Below are 26,193 nucleotides of genomic sequence, written 5' to 3' on the forward strand. Positions count from 1 at the left end.
GCGCCCGTCAGGCCAAGGTGTCCAGCGCCAGAGGTTCGATGCCGCGCGCACGGTCGATCTTCTCGGCCACGCGCAACGCGGCGTCCAGCTCGCTGATGCCATGCCGCTGCATCAACTGGAAGCGTTCGGCCTTCTCCTCGGGCTCGGTCATGGCCATCGCCAGGTAGAGGCTGGGCGGCACGGCGCGGAACAGCACCTCCATCGACTTAGACAGGATGACGCCTTCGGAGAACTTGCCGGCCTCCTTGCGGGCCGAGAGCATCAGCGCCTTCTGCGACGCGTTGAGTTCGCGGAAGCGCGCGATCTTCTCCACTTCATCGGGCGGCATTGACAGGCAGATCCACCACTCGATCATGTTGAGCATGGGCTCGGCCGCTTTCGGCAGATCGTCCAGGTTCTGCGTGGCGAGCCAGAACCAGGCGCCGAGCTTGCGCCACATCTTGGTGATCTTGACCACGTAGGGCGCGAGCAGCGGGTTCTTCGTGATGATGTGGCCTTCGTCCGTCACGTTGATGATCGGGCGGCCCAGGAACTGGTCGCGCTCGGCGATGTTGTTGACGGTGTTGATGAGCGAGATGTAGGCAATCGAGAGTTGGGCGTTATAGCCCTCGCGCGCGAAGGTGGCCAGGTCCACGATGGTGATGTCCGCCTCGGGCCACGGCGTGCCGGGCCGGTCGAACATCTCGCCGTCCACGCCCTGGCAGAACATGTCCATGGCGTCGGCCATCTCCAGCAGCCGTGCGCGCCGCATCTCCGGCAGCGTGGCGTCGCGGGCGCGCTCGCGCAGCGCGTCGCGCACATCGCGCGTGAGCACCGTGCGTCTATCTGCCACGCAATGCTGGGCCGCATCGAGAATGCACTGCCGGATCAGGCTGCGGTCGGCGCGCGTCATGCGCGCTTCTTCCTTGTCCTCGCCGCCGGTGATCATCAGTCGCGCAGTGATCTCCAGCTCGCCGAGGACGTCGCGCTGCTCGTCGCCTTCCACGGCCATGCCGGCATCGGGCTGGTCTTCGTCGAGCGCATCGGCGTCCAGCGTCTGTACCTGGCTCGGCGTATCGACCAGCCGCCGGGCGTCGGCGAACGGCGCCAGACTGACGCCCGCGCCCGGCGCGAGCTTCACCCGATGCACGGTGAGGCCCAGCCGTGCCGCGAAGTCGCCGAACAGGCCGAAGCTGTTGCCCGCCTCGACGATGAACAGGCGCGGCCGATAGATCGCCGTCACCTGATTCAGGATGTTGTTGAGCGTCGCGCTCTTGCCCGAACCCGTGGGGCCGAACAGGAACAGATGCGCGTTCATCTGCCGGTCGAGGCGGTTCAACGGATCGAAGGTGATCGGACCGCCGCCGCGGTTGAAGAACGTGATGCCCGGATGCCCCGTGCCCTGGCTGCGGCCCCAGACCGGCGCCAGGTTCGCCGCGTGTTGCGCGAACATGAGCTGGGTGTACCACTGGCGCTTGTCGGCAGCCGGATCGAACACGCATGGCAGCCAGCGCAGATAGCTGTTCAGCGGCGCCACCTCGTCCTGTTCGCGTACCGGTTGCAGGCCGGCGTTGAGCATCACGTTGACGAGTTGCAGGCCGCGCGCATCGAGCTGGACCTGGTCACGGCCGCGCAGGTAGAACGCCAGTGCGCCGCGGTAGAGCTTGTGCGCGCTGCCGATCAGGCCGCGCGCATGTTGCACGTCCTGCCGGGTCTGCTCCGAGGCCAGGGTCTCGCCGACGGCCTTCCTGGCGAGGTGGTTGAGGTGCGCCTCCAGCACGTCCTGGGGCGTGGCGACCAGCGTCAGGCACATCACCGTATCCTCGGGCATCTGGTCGAACAGCGCGTTCATGGCATCGCCGCCCTTGCGCGTCTCGCCCGTCAGATGGCCCGTCACGGGCGGCGTGCGCAGGCGATCCATCACGATCACCCGATGCGGCATGCCGTCGAAGAACCAAAGGCCGTTGGGCACGTCCGAGCGGGGCTGTCCGAAGAACAGGCGCTGCGCGAAGTCGGTGCCGCTGGCGAGTTCGATCTCGCCCTCCTGCCGCTCTTCCGGGTAGCGGGTCAGCGCGTAGAAGCGTTCCCGGTCTTCGGCGGTGGCGCCGAGCAGGGTCGGGTTCGGGTTGAACCAGCGCAGCAGCCAGGCGTGGATGTCCGCCGCGCCGAGACGCCGAGCTTTCACGCCGGCATTCGCCAGCCCGCCGACCAGGCGGTCGCAGGTCGTGGTCAGCGCCTGCTCGGGCGACTGGCCGCGCCGCGGGGCCGCGGACGTGCGGCGATAGACCACCATGCGCACGCGCCGGACCTGGCCGCGCCACGGCAGGCGCGTCACCGTGGTGTCCTCGAACAAGCCGCCCGGCTTGGCGATGGCCTGCAGGTGATGGGCGAAGAAGCGCAGGTAGAAGTCGCTGAACGCGCTGCCCTGCGCACGCGGCTGCAGATAGTTCGCCAGTGAACGCAGATAGTTGTCCCAGTCGGCCTCGTCCTGGGCGTAGAGCTGCACCACCCAGGGGTTGTCGTCCAACTCGTCGAAGGCGTCCTGCAGGGCGTTCTCCAGCGCATCGCGCGCCTGCCACAGCCAGGCCATCTCGCGGCCCTCGGTGCCGACCGGCGCCAGCTCGAAGAAGGCCGCCACCGACTGGCCATCTTCCAGCAACATGCACTTGCTGCCGGGTAGGTACTCGACCCAGGGCAGCAAGTCCGCGAACGACGGCGCGACGCCATAGAGCGCATCGTGGTCGGCCTGGGTGGCCGGCCTGCGCCGGCCCCGGCCGAGCGCGCTGCCCGGCTCGGCGACGCCCTGTGCCGCCAGGGCAGTCACGTGCCGTGCCCAGGCATCATCGGCCGCATCCACGGCGTCGGCAGGCGATGCGTCGGGTTTGCGCGGCCACGGCAGCGACCAGGCCATCAGTAGTCCTCCACGCGCTCGCCCGGCATCGCGTACTGCACGCGCTGGTAGAGCGGGAACACCGTGCTGTAGCCGGGCACCGGCGCCGGATCGGTGCCGGCCAGATGCGGGAACACGTACATCACCAGGTCGGGGTTCGGCAGGCGATGGAACTGGCGGTAGATCTCGTTCTGCGCGGTACGGGTGTAGCGCGCCTGCACGCCGGGCGCCGCCTGCACATCGGCCTCGGTCAGCGGCCGGCGCAGGCCCTGGCGCGCATCGAGCAGTTGCCGCGCGGCCTGGCCGCCGCCCGCGCTGCCGCCGGTCTCCTGATGCCAGATGTCGAGCATGGTGCTGTCGCCGTGCGGCAGCAGCTTCTCCTTGCTGGTGGCGCAGCCGCCGAGCAGGGCGGCCGCCAGCAGCACGGCGGCCGCGTCAATCCAGATCCGGGGCATGGGCTTCTCCGGTGCGGTGATGGACCCGACGCCCCTTGGCGTCGTGGTCGATGTCGAGCGGCTGCTCCAGATGCACGGCCACCTTGGCGCCGGGCTGCACGTAGACCGCCGCGAAAGCCTGGCCGTAGAGCTTGTTGACCCAATCGGCCATGTCGCGCGCGCCGCCCGCGAGGATGCGGCCCATCGCTTCGTTGCCGCTGATGCCGACGGTGCCCAGCGAGCCGTTGCTGTTGGCGACCACGGCCACGCTGCCGTTGTCGGACTTGATGAGCGAGGCCCCGCCGGCGCCGGCCGCGGTGATGAGCGCCTGGCTGCCCAGGTACTGCTGGGCGTTGCTGCGCCGCTCGCCGCTGACGCAGGGAATGCCGTAGGGGTCGCTGATCCAGCCCAGGCCGCCTTGGATGCTGGCGCCGTTGTAGCCCGGGTTGCCGCCGCCGCTGTCGCCCTTGCCGCTGTCCTCCGGCACCGTGCGGATGGTGCCGTCCTGGAACACGAACGTGACCGAGCGGATTTGCCCGCGCACGCACGAGAGCGTCCAGTCGCCCGAGGCCGTGCCGCTGACCACCGCCCCGGCCACGTCGGGGATGTCGATGCCGTTGGCCGTGAGGTTGTCCGGGCCGATCAGCACCTTGAATGGGTACGGGTCGTTGACCGTTCCGTCGATCGGTACGCGCCCGATCAGCGCCGTCATGGCAACCGATCCCATGAGCGTCGAGTTCGACGGCACCGTGTAGACGGCCTTGGTGGATGCGGCCGCGGCGGAGTCGTCGACGTTCGTGGCGGAATCCACTGCGGCCGAGAGGCTTTTCTGGGCCGGCCCGAAGCTCGGAGGAAAGCCCGGCTCCTTGCTGCCGCCCCTGGCGTCGGCCTTGGCATCGTCGGGCTCGATCCACTGCGTGCCATCGGCGCCGCGCTCGAAGCGCTGGCCGTCACCCTCTTCCAGCCCTAGTCCGACCGGCAGGTCGGACGGGCCGCCCTTGCCGGCAAGGCCATCCAGCTGCCGCTGCAGATCCTGCAGCAGCCCCTGCGTCTGCTGCCGGTCGCTGGCCACCCGGTTGCGCTCCTGCTCCAGGCGGCTGCGTTCGTCTTCGAGCGCGCTGTGGATGCGCTGGTCGATCGCGCTTTCCCGCGCCCGCAGGCGCGCGTTCTCGGCCTTGTGCTGCCTGTTGTCGGCGAGTGCGGCCTGCAGCTCGGTGCGCACCTGCTTCACCTGGGCCACCAGCGTGGCGACGGTATCGCGCGGCGTGTCGCCGGCGATGCCAAGGGCCTTCATCTCCTCGGGCGTGAGCGTACTGGCCGCGCCCTGGGGGGTGGGCTGGCCGCCGGGGGCGCCGGAGAACAGCCTGATGCCGACGAACACCAGCAGCAGCGCCATCGGGATCAGCAGCCACTTGAGCAGCGGATTACTTCTCATCGCGCGCTCCTGCGGTCGAGCCGGCCGCGGCGGCCGGCGGCAGGTTCACGCTGGCGTCGATCGGGCTCAGCGCCGGCAGCAGCGACTCGGCCAGGCCGTGGCCGCGCGTGACCAGGTAGAGCACCGTGGTGTCGGACGGGGTGCCGGCCGGCCCCAGGTTCGGATGCTGGAAGGTCGCCGCCACGAAGTTCCCCTGCAGGGCGCGCGGGTCGAGGTCGAGCCAGCGCGCCGAGGTGTTGGTGAGTCGCACGGCCGTCACCCATTGGTCTTCCAGGCGCCACGCGGCCAGTGCCCGCGCGCGCACCGGCAGCGTCGGCAGCAAGGTGTCCAGCGCGAGGTCGCGACGCAGGTTCACGCGCCCGATGCCGGCGACCGGCTCGACGGTGCGCAGCGGCGCGTACAGGCTCTGTGCGGCATGGCGCGTCAGCACGACCGGTACCGGCGTTTCGCGCCGGGGAACGGATTCGTCCGCGGGCGCATCGGCCTGCTCATCCGCGACGCTTGCCGCGCCGCCGCCATAGCGCTTCGCGGGGGCTTCCGCTTCCACGATGCGCACCGGCTCCAGCGCCGCCTGGCCGTCCCTTGCCGGCTCGGCGGCGATGTCGAGCAGGATCAGCGCGCCGGATTCCACGTCCTGCAGTTGCAGCCGCGTGGGCGGAATCGGCTCGCTCGCCCGCAGGTAGATCGCGCCGCCCGCACTCTGCACGCGCAGCTGGTCGCCGACGCCGGCCGGCACGCCGACGCGCACGTTGCGGTCGATGAAGACCACGCGCTCCTGACCGACCACCAGCGGCACCGGCAGGGGCAGGCGCTCCCAGCGCAGGATTTCCACGGCCTGGCTGGCCGGCACGAAACCGAGGGTCAGCAGGACGCCGGCCAGGGCCGACGAGGCAGCATGCTTCATGGAAAGCCCCCCGGCAGGTGGCCGGAGGCCTTGGCGGGCGCGCCGGCCTGGGGCGGCGCCGGCGGCGGTTCGATGCGCTGGGGCGCGCCGGCGTAGCAGTCCAGCGCCAGACCGAAGGGGTTGCGCTCGGGGTCGATGTCCAGCCGGACGACCTTGATGGGGTAGCGCACCAGGGCGCGCTTGACCTGCTCGGAGTCGTAGTATTCGTCCGCGCTCACGTCGAGCGTGACGATCCAGTCGCGGGCCGAGACCACCTTGACGCGCGTGGCCGGATCGTCGCCGTAGCCGCGGCCGGGAATCTCGTAGATGCCGCGCACGCGCCGACGCAGCTCGCCACTGGCGCGCCGGTACTCGTAGTCCTGCTGGAGGAAGGCTCGGCAGCTCGGCGTCAGGTAGGCCGACAGCGCGCGCAGGTTGCGCGGGTAGTCTTCCTCGCCGTTCGTGGGCCAGCGCTGCACCTGCTGCCAGATGTAGAACGAGAAGGCGTACACGCTCTCGGGCGGCACGTCCCACCACTTGCGCGTGCTGCCCGAGCGCAGGTCCGGCGGCACATGGATGGTGAGACTCTTCGGTGCACTCCACCAACCGAAGCCGAGCAGCAGCGCCACCACGAACAGCGCGCCGGCCCCCAGACGCAGCGTCTTCACGTGCGCCTGCAGGTGCGCAACCTCGTTCCTGAAACGGCTCATGGCGCACCTCGATCGGTGCTGCGCCGGGTCGTCCAGCAGCCCGAGCGGGTGATGAGGCGCTGCCCGTCCAGGAGCGCTGCCAGCGCCGGATGCCGCAGGGCCAGCCGCCACTGGAGCTGCCGGTACAGCCACGTGTCGGGCCGGCCGCGCTTCTGCGCGCGCAGGAAGCCGCCGCCGACGAAGACGCCCAGCGCGATGCCGGCGACGATCAGCGTGGGCACCATGGCGATGCTGTGCGTGAGCCAGGCCAGCGGCAGGCCGAGCGCGAACCCGGCTGCGGCCGACAGGCCGGCGCAGATCCACAGCTCGTCGGCGGTCAGCCCGCGCACGACCACCGGCTGGCGGTTCAGCCGGTGCGGCAGGAAGGTCACCAGCGTGTCGCCCGGGGTCTCCGACGGGACGGCCATCGCTTGCCCCCTCACAGCACGCCGGTGGCCTCGGTGAGCAGCCAGATGCCGACCACCAGCAGGAGCGCGCCCACGGCGACCGTCAGGCCGAACTGGCCCCAGGTGGCGCGGCCGGTGTGGATCTCCGAGTAGCGCGCATAGGCGTGATAGCAGACACCGACGAACATCGAGGCGACCACCAGCAGCGCGATCAGCAGCACGATGTCGTAGCCGTAGTTCTGCAAGGTCTGGAGGATGCCGCTGCCCTGGCCGCGCGATGGGTCTTCCATGGTCGGCAGGCCCTGCGCGAAGACCGACAGCGGCAGGCCCGCGAGCGCCAGCGGCAGCAGCGGTGCGGCGATGCGGGACGGAATGCGATAGGGTGTCGGTCGCATGTTCATGGCGTATGGCCTTTCGTGACGGTCAGGACAGGAGGAAGAAGGTCAGCACCAGATACATCGCCACGAAGCGCACGACGACGGCGAGGAACTGACGTTCGGTGATGCGGTGCTCGGCCCAGCCGACGTAGGCGGTGCGCATGGCCCACACGCCCCACAGCAGCACCACGGCGAACACGAAGCCCAGCACCACGGCGGAGACGGCCGAAGGCGCAAAGCCGCCGTTGGCCTGGAATGCGGCGACCTGATCGGCAGAGGGCGTCATGGCGACGGCTCCTCGTCGTCGGCGCGGTCGCGGCGGACGTAATCGCCGGCCAGCGGGACGGGATCGCGCGGCTGGGCGCGCTGGGGCACGAGGTAGTCCTGCACGCCGGCGCGAACGCGGTTCAGGTCGGCGCGCAGCCGGGCGTAGTCGAAGTGGTAGCGAACGCGTTCCTGCGGAGCGGTATTGGCGGCGTGCTCGGCGAGGCGGTCCATCAGGTCGAGTTGGCGGGCGAGCGCGGCGAGCTGCTCACGCTCCGGGGTGTCGTCGGCGATGGCGGGTTGCATGGCCGAGAGCAACACGGCAAGCGCAGGCCATGCGGATGTGCGGCGGCTGGTCTGTCCCATCGTGCCTCTTCCCTTGATGCGGATGGCACGATGCTGCGGCGGGCTCTCTCTTTACGCCGCAGGGAATGGGAACCACGGCATGACCGGATTTCCCAGGCGATCTGCTATCAACCGTGCAAAGCTCCCGCGATCACGATTGGCCACGTCTATCGCAACTTGGTAGTATTGGCCAAACTTGGCAACGGTAGTTCTCACAAGGGCAGATCGGATGGGTTCCGGATGATGACTGACTTCGAAAGCGAGATCATCACGCTCGAGGAGGTCTCGGCCTACCTTAAGGCCGGGAAACGGACCGTCTATCGCCTTGCTCAGAAAGGAAAGATTCCGGCGTTCAAGCTTGGAGGCACTTGGCGCTTCCGCCGCTTAGAGCTGGATCGGTGGATCGCCGAAAGCATCACCAAGACGAAGCGGGGGGCGAAGTGACACTGCATCGAATCGGCGCGCGAATCACATCCGGGAAAAAACTCGGTGGAGAACCGCTGGCGTGCCAGTTCCCATAATTGACCTCTTTGCTGGCCCAGGAGGACTCGGGGAAGGGTTTGCTTCCCTGCGGGGGCACAAGGGGAAGCCGTTCTTCGAAATCGCCCTTTCAATCGAACGGGATCCTGTCGCACATCGCACGCTGACGCTTAGGGCAGTGTTCAGGCGTCTGCGTGGCACCGAGGACGTCAGGCACTACTACCGCTACATACGGGGCGAGATAGACGAGGCCGCTTTCCGCAGGATCCCGGCCGTGGCCAGCGCATTCGAGCATGCTGCCACCGAGGCGAGGTGCCTAGAGCTTGGCAAGTCCGATGAGGCCAGTATCGACAGGGAAATTCGTGCTGCACTCAAGGGGCAGGAAACCTGGGTGCTGATCGGCGGCCCGCCGTGTCAGGCGTACTCACTGGCGGGGCGCTCCCGGCGCACCAACGACAAGGACTTTCACAAGGATGAAAAGCACCTCCTCTACAGGGAGTACCTGCGAATCATCCACGTGCACAAGCCTACTCTCTTCGTGATGGAAAATGTCAAGGGTCTGCTTTCCTCAAAGCACTCCGGCGACCCGATGTTCGAGAAGATCATTGGGGATCTTTCGATGCCGACCGAGGGGCTCGAATATGAGATCCGATCCTTCACCAAGAAGGGCGACGGCAGTGCGCTGGTCCCCACCGATTATCTCATCCAATCGGAGCGTCATGGGATCCCGCAAAGCAGGCATCGCGTTATCCTGCTCGGAGTGAGAAAGGCGCTCCACATGCCTCAACACCAGTTGCTGGCACCAGTAGCAAGGGCCGTCACGGTCAGGCAGGCCATCGACGACCTTCCCCGAATCCGCAGCAAGCTGTCGCGTGGCGATTCAGTGGAGGCATGGCGCAAGGCTGTTCAGGCTGCCCCTTCTTACGTCAAGGGATGGAGGGCGGAAAGCGAGTCTGTCGTGATCGAGACAATGCGCGCCTTCGCCGCTGCGGCAACCAGCACAACGACCGGCAGCGCCTTCATTTTGCGACGCTACAGAGGACCGAAAAGGCGGACCGAGCTTCAGCGATGGGTGCACGATCGAAGCGTCGGTGGCGTCTGTCAGCATGAAGGGCGTGCGCACATGGAATCGGATCTCGCCCGCTACCTTTTCTCAGCAAGTTTCGCGCATTTATGGGGATATTGTCCACGGCTGGATGTGTTCCCTCCCAAGCTTTTGCCCGATCATCTGAATGTGCGTTTCGCCGGGGACTTTGATGCCATCCCGTTCAAGGATCGCTTCCGCGTGCAATGCAGGGACGAACCGTCAACCACAGTGGTCGCTCACATTGCCAAGGACGGGCACTACTACATCCACTACGACGCCTCCCAATGCAGGAGTCTCACCGTCAGGGAAGCAGCACGGCTCCAGACGTTTCCCGACAACTATGTCTTCGCGGGCACCCGCACGGAGCAGTACACCCAGGTCGGGAACGCGGTGCCTCCGTTGCTTGCCCACAAACTGGCCAAGATCGTTCGTAGCCTTCTGAACGAGATGAGCAGGGGCACGCGGAGGCAGGCTGGTGATGCCGTACAGAAGATGCCTGCAGGAAGCGTGCCGCGAAACCTGCCGGAACAGTTTCCGGTGCTTGCCGAAGCGGGCTAGTCAGTGCTCTGACCAATCACCAGGACATCCTGATCGCCATGCAGCCACTCCCCAACCGCTTGCGCAGTCTCCTCGACCGAGTGCTTCAAGGCGCACTCCCAGACGACCGCCACACGCCAGCCGACAGCATGGAGCATCTCCGCATGGCGCCTGTCGCGAGCGGCATTTCCCTGGAATTTCTGCCGCCAGAATTCTTCATTGGTCTTGGGGGTGGTTGTGTAGCGACAGCCTTCATGTCGGTGCCAGAAGCAGCCATGGACGAACACCACTGCTCTGCGCTTCGGGAACACAAGGTCGGGGGACCCGGGCAGCCCCCGCACATGAAGTCGATATCGAAAGCCCCTGGCGAAAAGAAGGGAGCGAAGTATCCGTTCCGGCCGGGTGTTCTTTCCGCGAATGCTCGACATCACGCGGCTGCGCTGCGGAGTGGTCGGAACGCGCATGGTCTTGAAGAGCTTCCGCCTGAATGTCTGCAGAAATGGCAGTTCCGCGCGCCTGCTTCGCAATGCGAACTGACGAAGACGCCCGAAGCAGCAACCCGGAGCTTACCATGCGCTTGACTCACGGGACGACGCAAGGGGACGCCGATGGCTCGTGATCGCAGTCATCCGCCGAGCGCGGCATGCCTATCCGAATCGATGCGGGACCTTGGGTACTCGCTCGAAACTGCGATTGCCGATCTGGTCGACAACAGCATTTCCGCTGGCGCGGACACCATCGACATCATTTGCGACGTGTCTGGTGAGCATCCTGTGATGGTCGTCCTCGACAACGGCAGGGGGATGACGGAAGACCAACTGCTCGATGCGATGCGTCATGGGACCGGCAACCCCAGGCAGCATCGGTCGCCGCAGGATCTTGGGCGCTTCGGCCTCGGCCTGAAGACAGCCTCGTTTTCGCAATGCCGCTCGCTGACCGTCGTGAGCACACGCGATGGAACTGGCTGCGGGGCCGAATGGAATCTGGATCGCATCGATGCTGCCGATGACTGGCTTCTGTCCATCCTGGACGATGCGGACATCCATGGGCTGCCTTATGTCGAGCGGCTCGGCGGCCGGGGCACGGCCGTTATCTGGCGAGAGCTCGACCGATTGATGGAGGACGAGGCCGGGGATCGTCGAGACGAGATCGTCAATGAGAAGCTTGAGGCCGTGGGCAGACATCTGTCACTTGTCTTTCACCGCTTTCTCTCGGGTGAGATCAAGGGACATTCCAAGATTTCTCTCACCGTCAATGGTCGTCCGATTCCGGCATTCGATCCTTTCTGCAGGAAGAATCCTGCCACCCAAGTGCTTCCAGAGGAGATCGTCCGGATCGGCGAGGCCGAGGTGCGCCTTCAGCCCTACGTGCTTCCGCACCACAGTCGTCTGTCCGCGTCCGAGTACGACTACTACCAAGATCGCAGTGACTTCATCTCCAATCAGGGGGGTTACGTCTATCGAAACGGCCGCCTGATGGTCTGGGGTGACTGGTTCAGACTCGTGCCGAAGGGCGAGGCCACCAAGTTGGCGCGGGTACAGATCGACTTTCCCAACAGTCTGGACGAAGCTTGGACCATCGACATCAAGAAGTCCCGCGCCCGCCCGCCGCATGGAGTGCGGGAGCGGCTGCGTCAGATCATCAACAGGATCACTGCCCGCAGCGTGACGGTGCATCGGGCACGCGGGCAAAAGCTTTTTCAGGAAAGCCAAGCCCCGTTCTGGGAGCGCTACGCCGACCACGGCGGCATCCGTTTCGGAATCAACGCGCAGCACCCGCTCATTGCATCTTTGGACACAAGACTCTCGGCCGAGGATGCGGATCTGCTTCGTGTCCTGCTGGATTCGATTGCTGCCTCCCTGCCGGTGGAGATGATCTACTCCGATTACTCGACCCATCCGCGCGAGATCAACCAGAGGGTGGTGGATGAAGGCCAAACTCTGGAGCGCCTGAAGAGTCTCAGAAAGGTGCTCTACGGCGACGGGCCGGGCGATCCGAATGCCTTCCTCCAGATCGCGCGCTCGACGCACCTTTTCAATAGCCAGATTGAACTGGTCGAAAAATTCATCAGGGAGACCTTTGCATGAGTCTCACAGTCATCACGGAAGAACGAAACATTGCCAACGCGCTCATCTCGGGCCTTGCCAACCTGCCTGAGACGCCAACGCGGGAGCAGGTGGAGGACAAGGCGAGACAGATCGCCTCGATCTTCGGCTATACGGGCGATCTCCGCAATATCGTCACCGAGGCGATGATCTCGATCGACACGCGTATGGGGGCAGGTGTTTCGCTGGTGGATGTCACCGCGAAGCATGATGATCAGTGGGTCCACAAGCGTGAGGATGTCGCCTGGACGTATGCGGAATCCTATGGAAACTTTCTCCTCAAGGAGGGTTGGCCACCGCAGATGGTCCAGTCGCTGAGTGATGTGACGACCCGCATTCTTGGCCACCTGCAGGATCCGTTGAGCGAGGGCACAACCTGGAACCGTCGCGGCCTCGTCATCGGTCATGTGCAGTCGGGCAAGACGGCCAACTACACGGGCCTGATAGCACGCGCCGCCGACGCCGGCTACAAGTTCATCGTCGTCATTGCCGGCATTCACAACAATCTGCGCAAGCAGACGCAGCAGCGAATAGACGAAGCGTTTATTGGCCGGTCAAGCGATCCTGTAGATGGACGAAAAAAAATAGGTGTGGGTCTCGGTCACGGATACCCACATCCGGCAACACTGACAAACGTTAACAGCGACTTCAACAAGAAGACAGCAACTGAGAGTGGTTGGGAGCTCAATGATTTCAGCAAGCCCATCATCTTGGTCATCAAGAAGAACGTCAGTACTCTGACAGCGCTTCATCGCTGGCTAAGGGAGCTGAATACTGCCGGAGATGGGCAGATCCGCGACGTGCCCATGTTGCTGATCGATGATGAGGCTGACAACGCTTCGATAAATACAAATAAGGACGATATTGATCCAACCAAGACCAATGCAAGGATCAGAGAAATACTCAGTCTTTTCGCGAAGTCGTGCTATGTTGGCTATACGGCAACCCCGTTTGCCAACATCTTCATCAATCCTGACGCTTATGATCCGGATGTGCGCGACGATCTGTTCCCTCGGGACTTCATCTATTGCCTGGATGCGCCGACGACGTATTTTGGCGCGGAGAAGGTGTTCCTTGACGACGAGACGAGCCAGTCCATCGTGAAGCCGATCGACGACTGCGAGGACTTTATCCCCTACAACCACAAGCGGGACGACGCGGTCCACGAGTTGCCCCCCAGCCTCTATCGCGCACTCGACGAGTTCGTCATCGCTCGCGCCATCCGAAACCTGCGCGGGCAAACCGGCAGTCATTGCTCAATGATGGTCAACGTGTCGCGCTTCGTGCCCGTTCAGAAGGCCGTGCGTGACTTCCTGAGTCTCAGGGAGAAGAAGATCAGGGAAGCGGTTCTCGCCAACTACGCGATGCAGGAAGAGGTTTCCTCAAGAAACACGTACATGCAGGGCCTGAAGCGCGCCTTCGATGCCGAGTACGCCGATGCTGGGCTTACTTGGGCGGAAGTGAAGGCTGCCCTCAGCGGCGTCTTCGAGCACCTCCACCTCTATGTCATCAACAGCAAGAGTGACGAGGTGCTCGACTACGCCCGCTACGCGAAGGAAGGAGTCGGGTTGACCGCGGTCGCGGTCGGTGGTCTGAGCCTCTCCCGAGGCCTGACCATCGAGGGGTTGACCGTCAGCTACATGTACCGCAACACGAAAATGTACGACACCCTCATGCAGATGGGCCGCTGGTTCGGTTACCGGCCGGGCTTCGAGGACCTCTGCCGCGTCCATCTCTCCCGCGATTCGATCAACTGGTACTCCCACATCGCCGATGCCGCCGAGGAGCTTGTACAGCAGGTCAAGCGCATGCGGCGCGATCGCCTCAGCCCGAAGGATTTTGGCCTGTACGTCCGCTCGCATCCGGACAGCCTGCTGATCACGGCGGCGAACAAGATGCGATCCGGCCAGGAGGTCACGGTCGAGCAGAGTTTCAGTGGGCGATTGCGGGAGAGCTACATTGTCTCCACCGACCCCGACGTGAATGCTAGGAACCTTGCGCTGATCGGCGATCACTGGCGAAGTGGATTCGGCGGGCGACCGGAGGAGTCCACCGAAAAGGGCGTCATCTTCAGGGACGTGCCTGTCGAGGTGATCGACGACTTCCTCACCCGGTTCGAATGCCATTCGACCTTTGCCGGACAGAAGTCGGACGTGGTGAGCTATCTCGAACGGATCGCGACGAAGCGCCCGCTGGCCGATGTTCTGCTGATTTCGCCTTCGGGTGGCTCAGGGGGTGAACATCCGTTCACCCTGAGGAATCAGGTGCGCGTCGTCGGGAAGGATCAGCCGAACGGCACTTCGTGGCGCCTGAACAAGGACAGGGTTGCCTCGCGTGGCGACGAGAAGCTCGGGCTCAGCGACGCACAACGCAATGAGGCCAGGACGCTGGCTGGCGGCGAAGATGGCTTAGGAGCGGTATCCGACGCGCATTACCGCATGGTCCGGAACAAGCCGCTCCTCATGATTCACAGCCTGGAGCCCAAGGGCGAGGCCGTGACGGGACCGATCGCCGCCTTTGGCGTCAGCTTTCCCTACGGGGACTATTCGACGACCATCAACGTCGTCGTGAACAAGGTCTGGCTGCAGCAGATGCAGGGTTACGCCGACGATCCTGACGACGAGGATGACTACGATGCCTGAGTCTTCTCCGTGGGATGACATCGCCGTTCCGGGAGCGGACTTCAATGTCCGCCAGGTTGCGGTGGGAACGGCCGTGCCCTGTTTCTGGGGACGCGATGCCGGTGGCGCCTGCCTGTTCATCGTGGAGCTTCAGGGCGACCACGCAGCCCAGTATCGGAAGAGCGCGGTCACTGTGAACGGCATCGATGTCGATCTTCGTGCCGGAGATCAGGGGCAGCAACACTTGGTCCTCGCCCTTGAAAGGCAGGTCGACCGCGATCTCTTCGAAGGACTGTGCCGCACCCTTGCATCGTCGCTGGAGCACGCCACCGACTCGGCGAGTTCTCTCGCGGTCTCTCTGGCACACATCCGCCGTTGGAAGACCTTCCTGTCAGGCCGGAGTCAGCACCTGTCCATCGAGGAAGTGCGCGGTCTCTTCGCCGAAATCGTCTTCCTGACGGAACTGATCGATCGGCAGATGTCGAGCGGTGCCGCCGTCGGAGCCTGGCTCGGTCCGGAGCGATCACATCAGGATTTCATGTTCGGCAACACAGCCGTCGAGGTCAAATCGCTCTCGGGGGCAGAGCGGAGTAGCATCCGCATTTCGTCAGAAGACCAGCTTGAATCCCTGAACGATGCGTTGTTCCTGCGCGTGTACAGGCTGAGCAGCTTGGCCGACGCGGCAGGAGCCCGATCGCTCAACGAGATCGTCGCTGCAGTCCAGGCGCGTCTCGGCGAGGCGGACGCCGTCGAGGCCTTTGACAGGAAGCTGGTTGCGCACGGCTATGCCCCGCTCCCTGACTACGATGAGCCTCGCTTTGTCGTCAGCGACGTGTGCAGCTATCGTGTCGGTGACGGTTTTCCGCGTCTCATGCGGTCGCAACTGCCGACAGGGATTGCCAACGTGGCCTACGACATCAGGCTGGAAACGATTGCTCCCTGCGAGTGTGACGAAGCAGCTATCTTCGGGGAGGATTGATGGAGCAGACCGACGAAGATTTCTTCCACGACTTCCGACAGGAACTGTTGGCGGGCGCCGAAGCCAATGGCAGCTTCCAGCTTTCCGAATTCATGGAGGCCATCGCGAACGACCTTGTCGAGACAGGGTTCACGGAAGGTTTTGAATTCTGCCATTTCCGGGCGCAGCGTGGCATGCGCGTGGACGGCTACTGGTTCAGTGACGAAGGAGTTCTGGATCTCTTCATCGCGGACTTCGACTCCCGAAACGAGCTGGCATCGCTCACCAGAACGGAAGTGGCCGCGGCATTCAAGCGTGTTGCCAACTTCTTCGAGGCCAGTGCCAACAAGGGCTTGGCCGGCGAACTGGAGGTCACATCGCCGGAGTACGGCCTTGCCAGGCAGATTGCGGATCGCAAGGACGCCATTCGGCAGGTCAACCTGGTTCTCTTCTCCGAGCGCACGCTCAGCGAGAAGATTCAGGCCCTTCCCGATACGGAAGTGGCAGGTGTTCCGGCTGCTCACCACATCTGGGACATCTCACGACTTCATCGTCAACGAAGCTCCCGCAGCCACAAGGAGCCACTCGACCTCGACTTCGAGCAGATGTTCGGCAAGGGTATCGCATGCCTTCCCGCACACTTGGGGACCGACGCCTATCAATCCTATCTCATGGTCATGCCTGCCGAGGTGCTGGCGACCCTGTACGAGAGATTCGGAGCGCGTTTGCTTGAGCAGAACGTCCGAACATTCCTGCAGGCCCGCGGCAATGTGAACCAGGGAATAAGGGCAACGATCCTGAACGAGCCGGGAATGTTCTTTGCGTACAACAACGGGATCACGGCCACTGCGCAGAGTGTCGAGACCGCGACGACGGATTTCGGTCTGGCGATCACAAGGGTTGTCGACCTTCAAATCGTCAATGGGGGCCAGACCACGGCATCGCTGTTCCATACACGGAAGCGGGACAAGGCAGATCTTTCCCAGATATTCGTCCAGTTGAAGCTGTCTGTCATCGATAGCCAACAGAGCGAAACGGTCGTTCCAAGGATATCGGAGTACGCGAACACCCAGAATCGGGTGAATGCCGCCGACTTCTTCTCGAACCACCCGTTCCATGTGCGGATGGAAGGGTTTTCCCGGCGGATCTGGGCGCCGGCGCAGAAGGGCGCCCCGCGCGAGACGAGGTGGTTTTATGAGCGCGCACGCGGCCAGTATGCCGATGCACAGTCGAAGCTCACACCTGCGGAGCAGCGTCGATTCAAGGCGGAGCATCCCAAGCCACAGATGTTCACGAAGACGGACCTTGCGAAGTTCGAGAATGTCTGGGATGACCACCCCAAGTGGGTGAATCTTGGCTCCCAGAAGAACTTTGCGCGCTACGCCGCCCGAATCGGCAGCGAGTGGGAAAAATCTTCCGACGCGTTCAATGAGTTCTATTTCAAGAGGGCTGTCGCGCGCGGGCTGATCTTCCGCGCCACGGAGCGCATTGTTTCTGCGCAGCCTTGGTACAACGGCGGATACCGAGCAAATATCGTGGCCTACACGTTGGCGGTACTCGGTGACATCACGAAGCGCAGGAAGGAGAGCATCGACTTTCTGGGCATCTGGAATGCACAGAAGGTCGACCCAGTGCTCGAAAGTGCCATCGCTGTCGTGTCAGGGGTCGTGAACGACGCCATCATCCACCCGCCGCAAGGCGTTTCCAACATTTCCGAGTGGTGCAAGAAGGAGGCGTGCTGGACGAGGATACAGGCTCGTAGCGAAGCGATCGCCAATCTCCTACCGTCCGAGTTCTACGATCGACTTGTACCGCAGGATGATCAGGCAGCGATCGTGAAGGCTGCGAAGCAGACGCAGAGGATCGACAACGGCATCGAGGCGCAACGAAAAGTGCTGACCGTTCCCGCTGCGGAATGGGCTCGCATCCATCAGTCGTTGCTTGAGAAGGGTCTGCTCACGCCGAAGGAAGACGGCGTGCTCAGAGTTGCCATGCAGGGTCGCTCCAAGCTCCCGACAGAAAAGCAGAGTGTGGTGTTGCTGGAGATTCTCGACAAGGGGCGGCTGGAAGGCGTGGTTGTGAGTGATCCCTGACCGAAGGATTGAAGAGTCCCTAATCCTGCGTGAAGCTACCCACAGCGATGTTTACTGCCAGCGCGAGCAGCATCAGCAGTGGTGCAGGGACGCCTGTAGCGCAAGATGGCCCACTTGGTTGGCCTATTCGATCTCCGTTGGCACCATCTCACGGGGGAACTAAAAATGGAGTGCTTCCGGATTGACGAGAGCGGCTACACAGGTTTCGATCTGCTAAACCCGGAACAACGCTTTCAAGGCGCCACGGCAATCGCGATCAGCGATGACGAAGCAGCACGCCTGATCCGAGAGCATTTCCCCAAACTGCAGGCGCCCGAACTCAAGTACCGGTCACTCGCGCGCCGCCCCAGCTACCGACAGCCACTCTTAGACCTGCAGCGCCTCGTGCTGTCCCGACATAAGTGTGTGACCTACGTCTGCGACAAGCGCTTCCTGCTGCTGTTGATGTTCCTGGATTACGCCGTCGAACCCTTCTACTACGAGCGCGGACTGGACGTCTATGAGGATGGCCAGAACTACTCGCTGGCTTCGCTGCTCTACACCGCCGGTCCAACCTTGCTTGGCAAGGAGGCATTCGAGGCCTTACTGATCGCTTTCCAGCGCGCAGTCAAGGAGAAAACCGAGGATGCCCTGCGTGAGCTTGTGTTGGCGGCCAGTCGCCTCAATTGGCGCGAGTTGCCCGAGGCTCTGGTGCCGCTGGTGCAGGCATCACCAGAATGTCTGTCTGCCATCGCCACCCCTGGCGTCACGACCGATGCGGCGATCGTAGTGTTGCAGGCCCTAATCAGCCGGATGGAGCTGATGGCTGATGGAGCGTATCGGGTCGAACATGACCAGTCGAAGAACCTGCTTGTCTATCACGACCTGCTCCAGCGCTACATCGACCACCAGCACGGGGTCGAGTTCAGGCAGACCCAGATCGCGAGCATCCAGTTCCCCCTCAAGCTGTCTTCCGTCAGTCAGGTCGACTCGAAGGCCAGTTCAGCGGTGCAGGTCGCCGACGTCATGATCGGCGCTGCCATTGAGGCCGCCAACGGACTGACGGGCCTGCGCCCGCCGTTGCTGGAGCCGCAGGCGGTGATGTCGCTGTATGCGGATGATCAGTTCATCCACTTGGTGCCGTCGATCGACTTCACTGAGCAGAAAGAATTTCGGCAAGGCACGCAGGCGGCACAGATGATCGACTATTTCGCCAAGCACTTCGGCACGAAACCTTCGTGAGGCCATCACGAGACGCAGACCACTGAAGAGACAGCGCATGGCAAGGATCAGAAAAATCGAGATCGCCAACTTCCGCGGCATCCAGCTGCTGGCCTGGTGCCCGACGCCTGGCATCAACTGCCTGATCGGCCCGGGTGACAGTGGCAAGTCCACGGTACTGGACGCGATCGATCTATGCCTGGGGGCCAGGCGCAATGTCCAGTTCTCGGATGCGGACTTCTTCGGCCTGGACATCACGATCCCAATCAGCATCACGCTGACGCTCGGCGACCTTGATGACAGCATGAGGACGCTGGAGGGCTTCGGTGCATTTCTGCGCGGATACCACGCCAACACTGGCGTCGTCGAGGACGAACCCTCGGCCGGCGTGGAGGTTGTGCTCTGCCTGAACCTGACGGTCGCCAGTGACCTGGAGCCCTCGTGGACCCTTGTCTCCGACCGCGCCGCACAGCAAGGCATCGTCAAGACGCTCGCATGGAAGGATCGCGTCGCCCTGGCGCCCACTCGCATCGGTGCACTGGCGGACTTCCACTTGGGATGGCAGCGCGGCTCCGTACTGAACCGCATCTCGGAGGAGCGAGCCGACGCTTCAGCCGCTCTGGTCCAGGCCGCAAGGGATGCGCGCAGTGCCTTCGGAGACCAGGCCGAACAACAGTTGGGAGAAGCGCTGGGGATCGTCACCACCGCTGCTCAGGAGCTGGGCGTCAACATCGGCGCCAAGGCCAAGGCGCTGCTGGATTCGCATTCGGTGTCGTTCGGTGGCGGTACCATCTCCCTACACAACGAAAGCGGCATCCCCCTTCGCAGCCTGGGCGTCGGTTCCACGCGTCTGCTTGTCGCCGGCCTGCAGCGCAAGGCGGCCGGTCAGGCGTCGATCGTGCTCTCGGACGAACTGGAGTACGGGCTGGAGCCGCACCGCATCGCGCGGTTCCTGGGCTCCCTCGGTGCCAAGGAGGCCGCTGCTCCGCTGCAGGTGTTCCTCACTACCCACTCACCCGTGGCGCTGAGAGAACTGTCGGGCGGCCAGCTCTTCGTGCTGCGCCGTGGTCCCCAGGGCCACGAGGTTCGCTTGGTCGGCGGCGACAATGATATCCAGAGCACGATCCGCCTCTATCCCGAGGCCTTCTTGGCTGGTTCCGTGGTCGTGTGCGAGGGAGCCAGCGAGATCGGCCTGTTGCGCGGCCTAGACTTGTACAGGCTTGACCAGGGGAATGCGTCACTGGCTGCATTGGGTGTGGCCCTCATTGACTGCGGTGGCGGGGAGCCGGACCGACCATATGCCCGCGCTGCAGCGTTCCAGTCTCTGGGCTACCGGGTGATGGTGCTGCGCGACGACGACAAGAAGCCCACACCTGCTATCGAGCAGGCATTTGTCCAGAACGGTGGCGCCGTCGTTGCCTACCGAGCGGGTCGGGCGCTGGAGGACGAACTGTTCGGCAGTCTCACGCCGGCTGCCTGCCAGAGGCTGATCGGCTACGCCAACGAATTGCATGGCGACCTGATCGTCGAACACCTGCGCACTGTCTCGAACAACACGCTCACCTTCCAGCAGATCTGGGACGAAATCCAGAACACCGGCCTCCTGTCGGCCGAACGCAGGGCCATCCTTGGTCAGGCAGCGCGCATCCGAAAGGCTGGCTGGTTCAAGCAAATCTCGTGGATGGAGGATGTGGCGAGGACCATCGTTGCACCGGACCTGCATCTTTGCGATCAGGGCTTCCGTGCGCTGATGGACCAGGTATTCGGGTGGGCCGCTGATGGACCACGTTGAAATCGACCTTCGTGCAATCGAACGCGGAACGGTCACCGCACCGGCCGGCTGCGGCAAGACACAGTTGATTGCCCACGCGCTTGCGGGTCATCGGGGCAACAAGCCCATCCTCGTGCTGACACACACGAACGCCGGGGTCGCGGCCCTGCGTGGCCGGCTGGACCGCGCCGGTGTACCAGCCAGCGCCTATCGATTGAGCACGATCGATGGCTGGGCCATCCGGCTCATCTCGACCTTTCCCAGCCGCAGCGCCCACGATCCGGAGATTCTGCGGCTGGCTGCACCTTCGCGGGACTACCCGGCAATCCGCGACGCCGCCTGGAAGCTGCTGCAAGCCGGGCACGTCAGTGAGGTGCTGAAAGCCTCATACGTGCATCTGATCGTGGATGAGTACCAGGATTGTTTGGTGCCTCAGCACTACATCGTCTATTTCCTCTCGTTGATCTTGCCGACCTGCGTGCTGGGCGACCCCATGCAGGCGATCTTCGGGTTCCGGGGCAATGCGCTGGCCGACTGGAACCAGCACGTGTGCGCGCATTTTCCTGTCGTCGGGGAACTGGCAACGCCCTGGCGATGGCGCAACGCCGGCGCGGAAGCGCTGGGACAATGGTTGCTGGAGGCTCGCCGGTTGTTGGCGGCGGGGCAGTCGGTGGATCTACGTAGTGGGCCACCGGAGCATGTGATCTGGAGGGAGGCCGTACCGCCCAACGACCATGCTCAGCGCCTAGCCGCTGCGAGGACGGCATCGCCAACCGCTGACGGGCGCGTGCTCATCATCGCCGATAGCCGCAACCGAACAGCTCAGCAGAACTTTGCGAGCCAGACGCCGGGCGCTTCGACGGTCGAGGCCGTCGATCTGCAAGACCTCATCGCCTTCGCCAGCAACTTTGATGCGGGGACACCGAATGCCCTCGCGCAGTTACTGGCGCTGGCGCAGAGCGTCATGACCAATGTGGGCGTGGCGGAGTTGACGCGGCGCCTGGAGTCGTTGGCAAAGGGAACTGCAAGGAATCCTCCGAACGAGGCGGAAAGCCGCGCACTGGCGTTCGGGCGCGCGCCCTCTCTCGCTACGGCCACCGCCTTGTTGTCGGAACTGAGGGCACTGCCGAACGTGCGTGTGCATCGGCCGACCATCCTCTACGGCGCGCTCAAGGCGCTCCGAGAAGCCTCGTCGGGGACCGTCCCTCTGGCAGAAGCGGCCCGGCGCGTGCGGGAAGAGAACCGGCTGTTGGGGCGCCCGCTACCAAAACGCGCGGTCGGCAGCACGCTGTTGCTCAAGGGGCTGGAAGCGGAAGTGGCGGTGGTGCTGAATGTCGAGGATATGAGCGCACAGAACCTCTACGTCGCCATGACCAGGGGGTTGAACCGCCCCGGTAACCCCGGAGACTCGTTGGTGTGAGTCACGCCGCCGTGGCGAGCTCGCAGGTCTGCTGATAGTAGTTCGCTTCGGCTTCGGCCGGGGGGATGTCGCCGATCGGCCCCAGCAAGCGCTTGTGGTTGAACCAGTCCACCCAATCGAGCGTGGCCAGTTCGACGTCCTGCGGGGTCCGCCAGGACCGCCGATGGATGACTTCGGCCTTGTACAGCCCGTTGATCGTCTCGGCCAAGGCGTTGTCGTAGGAGTCGCCGACGCTACCGACCGAGGGTTCAATGCCGGCCTCGGCCAGCCGCTCGGTGTAGCGGATCGACACGTACTGCACGCCGCGGTCGCTGTGGTGGATCAGCCCGCCTTGCGTCGGTCGGCGCGCGTGCAGGGCTTGCTCCAGCGCATCCAGGACGAAGTCGGTGCGCGCCGAACTGGACACCTTCCAGCCCACAATCCGGCGGGCGTACACGTCGATCACGAACGCCACGTAGACGAAGCCCTGCCAGGTCGAGACGTAGGTGAAGTCGCTGACCCACAGCGCGTTCGGGCGCTCGGCGCGGAACTGCCGGTTGACCTTGTCCAGCGGGCACGGCGTGGCCTTGTCGCTGACCGTGGTCTTGACTGTCCTGCCGCGGATCACGCCCCGCAGTCCAAGCCGCCGCATCAGCCGCTCCACCGTGCAGCGCGCCACCTGATAACCCTCCCGACGCAGCTGTTTCCAGACCTTGCGCACGCCGTAAACCTGCTGGTTCTCATCCCAGACCCGGCGGACCTCCTGGCACAAGACATCGTCTCGCCAGGCGCGATTCGGCCGCAGCTGCGGATCGGCGCGCCGCGCCGCCTGCGTGTAGTACGTCGACGGAGCGATCGGCAGCACCTTGCAGATCGGCTCGACCCCGTAGACGTCGCGGTGTTCGTCGATGAACGCCGTCATGGCTTGAACCGGCGGTCGAGCTCCGCCTGGGCAAAATACGCGCTGGCCTTGCGCAGGATCTCGTTGGCCTGTCGCAACTCGCGGTTCTCGCGCTCCAGCTGCTTCAGGCGCTCGGCCTCGGCGGTCGTGGTGCCAGGCCGCAGGCCCCGGTCACGCTCCGCCTGTCGCACCCAGCGCCGCAGCGTCTCGGCCGTACAGCCGAACTTGGCACTGATCGAACTGATCGCCGCCCACTGCGAACCGTGCTCGCCCTGGTGCTCCAGCACCATCCGGACTGCTCGCTCCTGTACCTCAGGGGAAAACTTCGCTGACTTTCTCATGGCTCTATCCTCTCAAGGGAATGAGCCTCCGGGAAAGCCGGGGCGGTTCAGGTCGATGAAGCTCGTAGTGTGTAGCGCCAGTTCCGTGATCGGCTAGAGATACTTCTTGAACGTCGCCGCCGCAATGCACACCGCCACGCCGAGCAATGTGGCGCTGGGCAGCAGGATCAGCAGCGGGTTCACGCTGACCGGCAGTGCCAGGTAAGTCACCCACGGCAGTACGGCCAGCGGGATCAGGCTGGCCCTGGCGCGGTGATAGATGAACCCCGACTCGCGTCCCGCGCCGAAGCGGCGGATGTCCCGGCGCACCAGGCCGTCGACCAGCCCGACGAAGGCGGCCATCAGGAACAGCGGCAGGGTCAGGCAGAGCACCAGCAGCCGCACGAGGAAGACCAGCGTCGTGTAGGCCGAGGCGATCAGGTAGCTCTCCACGTTCACGTAGACCAAGCCGATGTAGTGGCGGAAATCCTTGGTCGGGCGGTGGCTGCCGGCGCTGGCCTGCGTCGAGGCGTCGCGTATCCAGTCCAGCAGACCGCTGCGCACGAACAGCCAGTCGTAGCCCTGCGCGACCAGCCGGAGCGCGGTGCGCCCCGGCTCCTGCACCAGCGCGCTGCGCGTGAAATGCGTGGAGAGCTGATCCAGCTCGTGGTGCAGCATGCCCTGCGCGTGGCGCCAGCCCTGCTCGGGCCAGAAGAAGTGCATGCCGACGCATTCGATCAGGATGCACAGCAGCAGCGCGCCGCACAGCACGCCGAAGAAGCGGAACGGCAGCGTGACCAGGCCGGCGATCAGCCCCTGCTGTCGTTGCTGCTGGCGCTGGGCCGCGACGGCCGGATCGCTCATGCATCGGCCTCTTCAGCCGCGGCCATCTGCTTGAAGTCGTCCAGCAGGTCGTCGGGCAGCGCCTTGTCCTGCAGGCCGGGGATGCCCTGGTTCTCCCACCAGTCTCCCGCCTCGACGTAGTGCTGTCGCATGTAGCCGGCCAGCTCCTGCAGATCCTTCGGCATGGCTTCGTCGGGGTCGGGCGCCGGCAGCGGCATGCGGACTTTCCAGAGGTTGCCGCCCTCGGTCAGCGCGAAGCACTGCCCCTTGGGCAGCGCCACCACATGCGCGGGCTCGATCAGCGGCACGCTGTTGCTGCTGATGCGGTCCTGGGTGTTGGACGTGAACGCGGTATTGCCGTGCGGGTCGGAGCTGTCGGTGGCGCCGCTCATGATCGCGGTGGCATGGACATCGACCTTGGGCAGTTGTCGCGTCAGCAGTTCGGCGGTGGCGGTCTCGCGCACGCGCAGCATGAATAGATTGTTGAAGTTGCCGACCACCTGGCCGGCCTTGGCGCGGTTGCCGATGCGCGCTTCGATGTCGCTGAGCGTCTGCGTGTAGGCCGTCACCTGCACGCCGGCACCGCCGCCCTTGTTGACCATCGGGATGAACTCGTCGCCCATGAGTTCATTGAATTCGTCGGCGTGGACGTTGATCGGGATCCTGGCGCCCACCGTTGCGCCGGGTAGCCCGTCGTCGATGCCGAACTTGTAGATGTGGCCGGCGACCGAGACCAGGTCGCTGAACATCGAGTTGCCCACCGCCGCCGCGACTTCGGCGTCGGACAGAGCATCCAGCCCCACGTAGACCACCGCGCGTTTGCGGATGACCTGCATCCAGTCGAAGATCGGCCGCCGGTCGGACAGGTCGGAATAGTTCGGTGCAAGCAGTTGCGCGATCTTGCCGGTGGTGAGCTTCTCCAGCAGCGGCAGCAGCGAAGCGACGATCTTGTCGAAGTACGTCCGGTCGTAGCGCACGGCGCTGCGCAGGCCGTCGAGCACCGGGTCATAGATGCGCACCTGGGACAGGTACTGTTCGAGGGCCACCACGCGCTTCTCGCGCCCGATCATGTTGCGCGGGATGTTCTTGTCGTTCAGCCTGGCTTCGAGCTGGACGATGACCTCCCAGGCCTTCGGCTCGCTCTTGGCGAAGTAGTGCTGGGCGTACTCGATGAACAGCGCGTCGATGTTGATGACGTGGCGCTGGATCAGCAGGTAGTCCGGCCGCTGCCCCAGCTCGACCAGGGCGCGCGCGATGATGTTGACGAAGCGCCAGGCGAATTCGCGGAACGCGGCGCTGTTGCCTTCGCCCGAGAGCTGTCCGGCGATGCGCGTGGCCACCTCGGAGATCCGCCCGAACCGGCCGACGGCGTTGTAGCGCGCCGAGATGTCCGGCCAGCCCAGATGGAAGACGTAGAACTCGCCTTCGCGCCCGGCGCGCCTGGCTTCCACGTACACGCGCTTGAGCAGGTCCGCATCGCCCTTGGGGTCGAAGACGATCACCACCTCGTGCTCGCCGCGGACCTTGCGGCGGATGTCTTGCGTGATGAACAACTCGGCCAGCCGCGTCTTGCCCACGCGCGTGGTGCCCAGCACCAGCGAATGGCCGACCCGTTCGCCCAGCGGCAGGGTGACATCGACCTCATGCGGCTCGATGCCATGCAGGCGCGGCATTCCGCCGACGGGCGGCAGCGGCCGCGCCGGGTTTAGCGGGCTGTCCCAGGCCAGCGCGCGCGCCAGCTTCGAGACCGGAAACGGCGCGAACTCAAGCCGTTCCTCCAGCCGCCGTGCGGCCCGGTGGATCGCCGTCGGCTCGACATAGCGGCGGAACTCCGGCCGGTAGGTCTGCATCAGCCGGTGCGTATGCCGCTGCTCCCAGCGAAAGCCACGGCCGACGAACAGCCGTTGCTGACTCACCGGCACGTCGCGGCTGGTCATCACGTAGCGCGGCAGGCGGCGGATGTTGCGGCGATAGCGCAGGATCGCCCAGGCATCGCGCAGGCGAATCGCGCCGAAGGTCAGGAAGGCCAGTGCCGAGCCCAGGCCGAGCAGCGGATTCAGCGCGAGCGACCACGGTGCCACCAGGCACAGAATCGCGGCGCCGGTGCAGACCGCCACGGTATGAAGCTCCACCGCTGGCCGCAGCAGCACCTCGACCGCATGCGGTTGGGCCATT

Annotated in this window: 22 protein-coding genes and 1 other annotated feature; of the genes, 9 read left to right on the forward strand and 13 right to left on the reverse strand. The window is 64.5% G+C overall.

What is annotated here, in order from left to right; all coding sequences use genetic code 11:
- Positions 1 to 7: 7 nt before the first annotated feature.
- From PG2T_RS06425 to PG2T_RS06465, 9 genes are read right to left on the reverse strand one after another with little or no spacing between them, the layout of a single operon-like run.
- Positions 8 to 2,890: a conjugative transfer ATPase gene (locus tag PG2T_RS06425; RefSeq protein WP_068803579.1), complete on the reverse strand. Its 2,883-nt coding sequence runs from the start codon at positions 2,888 to 2,890 to the stop codon at positions 8 to 10.
- Positions 2,890 to 3,324, reverse strand: coding sequence for a TIGR03751 family conjugal transfer lipoprotein (locus tag PG2T_RS06430; RefSeq protein WP_068803581.1), 435 nt, complete (start codon positions 3,322 to 3,324; stop codon positions 2,890 to 2,892). The genes PG2T_RS06425 and PG2T_RS06430 overlap by 1 nt, the downstream gene beginning before the upstream one ends.
- Entirely contained in the window at positions 3,305 to 4,738 is a 1,434-nt protein-coding gene (locus tag PG2T_RS06435; protein WP_068803583.1) for a TIGR03752 family integrating conjugative element protein, read from the reverse strand. Before PG2T_RS06435 ends, PG2T_RS06430 begins: the two co-directional genes overlap by 20 nt.
- The gene (locus tag PG2T_RS06440; RefSeq protein ID WP_068803585.1) at positions 4,728 to 5,642 is read right to left on the reverse strand and encodes a TIGR03749 family integrating conjugative element protein; all 915 of its coding nucleotides are present in this window, start codon (positions 5,640 to 5,642) and stop codon (positions 4,728 to 4,730) included. Before PG2T_RS06440 ends, PG2T_RS06435 begins: the two co-directional genes overlap by 11 nt.
- Positions 5,639 to 6,331 carry a PFL_4703 family integrating conjugative element protein gene (locus PG2T_RS06445; protein WP_068803588.1) on the reverse strand — a complete coding sequence of 231 codons (693 nt, stop codon included), beginning with the start codon at positions 6,329 to 6,331 and terminating at the stop codon, positions 5,639 to 5,641. The genes PG2T_RS06440 and PG2T_RS06445 overlap by 4 nt, the downstream gene beginning before the upstream one ends.
- Positions 6,328 to 6,738, reverse strand: coding sequence for a TIGR03750 family conjugal transfer protein (locus tag PG2T_RS06450; RefSeq protein ID WP_068803590.1), 411 nt, complete (start codon positions 6,736 to 6,738; stop codon positions 6,328 to 6,330). The genes PG2T_RS06445 and PG2T_RS06450 overlap by 4 nt, the downstream gene beginning before the upstream one ends.
- An 11-nt stretch (positions 6,739 to 6,749) precedes the next feature.
- Positions 6,750 to 7,118, reverse strand: a complete 369-nt coding sequence (locus PG2T_RS06455; RefSeq protein ID WP_068803593.1) for a TIGR03745 family integrating conjugative element membrane protein — start codon at positions 7,116 to 7,118, stop codon at positions 6,750 to 6,752.
- 22 nt (positions 7,119 to 7,140) lie between these two features.
- Entirely contained in the window at positions 7,141 to 7,380 is a 240-nt protein-coding gene (locus PG2T_RS06460; RefSeq protein ID WP_068803595.1) for a TIGR03758 family integrating conjugative element protein, read from the reverse strand.
- Entirely contained in the window at positions 7,377 to 7,724 is a 348-nt protein-coding gene (locus tag PG2T_RS06465; RefSeq protein ID WP_068803597.1) for an integrative conjugative element protein, RAQPRD family, read from the reverse strand. Before PG2T_RS06465 ends, PG2T_RS06460 begins: the two co-directional genes overlap by 4 nt.
- Positions 7,725 to 7,946: 222 nt before the next feature.
- Between PG2T_RS06465 and PG2T_RS06470 the strand changes: the two genes are divergently transcribed.
- Both PG2T_RS06470 and PG2T_RS06475 read left to right on the forward strand, forming a co-directional pair.
- Positions 7,947 to 8,147: a helix-turn-helix domain-containing protein gene (locus PG2T_RS06470; protein WP_068807869.1), complete on the forward strand. Its 201-nt coding sequence runs from the start codon at positions 7,947 to 7,949 to the stop codon at positions 8,145 to 8,147.
- A gap of 61 nt (positions 8,148 to 8,208) precedes the next feature.
- Positions 8,209 to 9,828, forward strand: a complete 1,620-nt coding sequence (locus PG2T_RS06475) for a DNA cytosine methyltransferase (protein WP_068803599.1) — start codon at positions 8,209 to 8,211, stop codon at positions 9,826 to 9,828.
- Here PG2T_RS06475 and PG2T_RS06480 read toward each other — a convergent pair.
- The gene (locus PG2T_RS06480) at positions 9,825 to 10,271 is read right to left on the reverse strand and encodes a very short patch repair endonuclease (protein ID WP_068803601.1); all 447 of its coding nucleotides are present in this window, start codon (positions 10,269 to 10,271) and stop codon (positions 9,825 to 9,827) included. The two genes, PG2T_RS06475 and PG2T_RS06480, sit on opposite strands and share 4 nt — an antisense overlap.
- A 144-nt stretch (positions 10,272 to 10,415) precedes the next feature.
- Here PG2T_RS06480 and PG2T_RS06485 point away from each other — a divergent pair, with 144 nt between their 5' ends.
- The 7 genes from PG2T_RS06485 (at position 10,416) to PG2T_RS06515 (ending at position 21,975) form a co-directional block, all read left to right on the forward strand.
- Positions 10,416 to 11,894, forward strand: a complete 1,479-nt coding sequence (locus PG2T_RS06485) for an ATP-binding protein (protein ID WP_068803603.1) — start codon at positions 10,416 to 10,418, stop codon at positions 11,892 to 11,894.
- On the forward strand, positions 11,891 to 14,554 hold the full coding sequence (locus tag PG2T_RS06490) for a Z1 domain-containing protein (protein WP_068803605.1): 2,664 nt from the start codon (positions 11,891 to 11,893) through the stop codon (positions 14,552 to 14,554). Before PG2T_RS06485 ends, PG2T_RS06490 begins: the two co-directional genes overlap by 4 nt.
- Positions 14,547 to 15,512 (forward strand): PD-(D/E)XK motif protein, encoded by a 966-nt coding sequence (locus tag PG2T_RS06495; protein ID WP_068803607.1) that lies wholly within the window; start codon positions 14,547 to 14,549, stop codon positions 15,510 to 15,512. The genes PG2T_RS06490 and PG2T_RS06495 overlap by 8 nt, the downstream gene beginning before the upstream one ends.
- Positions 15,512 to 17,584, forward strand: coding sequence for an AIPR family protein (locus tag PG2T_RS06500; RefSeq protein WP_068803609.1), 2,073 nt, complete (start codon positions 15,512 to 15,514; stop codon positions 17,582 to 17,584). The genes PG2T_RS06495 and PG2T_RS06500 overlap by 1 nt, the downstream gene beginning before the upstream one ends.
- A 165-nt stretch (positions 17,585 to 17,749) precedes the next feature.
- Positions 17,750 to 18,805: a DUF3800 domain-containing protein gene (locus PG2T_RS06505; protein WP_068803611.1), complete on the forward strand. Its 1,056-nt coding sequence runs from the start codon at positions 17,750 to 17,752 to the stop codon at positions 18,803 to 18,805.
- A 37-nt stretch (positions 18,806 to 18,842) separates the two neighbouring features.
- A complete protein-coding gene (locus PG2T_RS06510; RefSeq protein WP_068803613.1) occupies positions 18,843 to 20,576 on the forward strand; it encodes an ATP-dependent nuclease in 1,734 nt (577 codons plus the stop codon).
- Complete coding sequence (locus PG2T_RS06515; protein WP_068803615.1) at positions 20,563 to 21,975, forward strand: UvrD-helicase domain-containing protein; 1,413 nt, start codon at positions 20,563 to 20,565, stop codon at positions 21,973 to 21,975. The genes PG2T_RS06510 and PG2T_RS06515 overlap by 14 nt, the downstream gene beginning before the upstream one ends.
- A gap of 1 nt (position 21,976) precedes the next feature.
- Here PG2T_RS06515 and PG2T_RS06520 read toward each other — a convergent pair.
- From PG2T_RS06520 to traD, 3 genes are all read right to left on the reverse strand, one after another.
- A protein-coding gene (locus tag PG2T_RS06520) for an IS3 family transposase (protein ID WP_145931024.1) occupies positions 21,977 to 23,196 on the reverse strand; the annotation gives its coding sequence in 2 pieces (ribosomal slippage) (positions 21,977 to 22,911 and positions 22,911 to 23,196; 1,221 coding nt in all).
- Positions 22,802 to 22,918: a sequence feature (AL1L pseudoknot), on the reverse strand. Its footprint overlaps the gene before it by 117 nt.
- Positions 23,197 to 23,289: 93 nt before the next feature.
- Positions 23,290 to 24,039 (reverse strand): TIGR03747 family integrating conjugative element membrane protein, encoded by a 750-nt coding sequence (locus PG2T_RS06530; RefSeq protein WP_068803619.1) that lies wholly within the window; start codon positions 24,037 to 24,039, stop codon positions 23,290 to 23,292.
- Positions 24,036 to 26,192: a type IV conjugative transfer system coupling protein TraD gene (traD, locus tag PG2T_RS06535; RefSeq protein ID WP_068803620.1), complete on the reverse strand. Its 2,157-nt coding sequence runs from the start codon at positions 26,190 to 26,192 to the stop codon at positions 24,036 to 24,038. Before traD ends, PG2T_RS06530 begins: the two co-directional genes overlap by 4 nt.
- Position 26,193: the final 1 nt, after the last annotated feature.

The sequence above is a fragment of the Immundisolibacter cernigliae genome, from assembly GCF_001697225.1.
GTDB classification, from domain to species: Bacteria; Pseudomonadota; Gammaproteobacteria; order Immundisolibacterales; family Immundisolibacteraceae; genus Immundisolibacter; species Immundisolibacter cernigliae.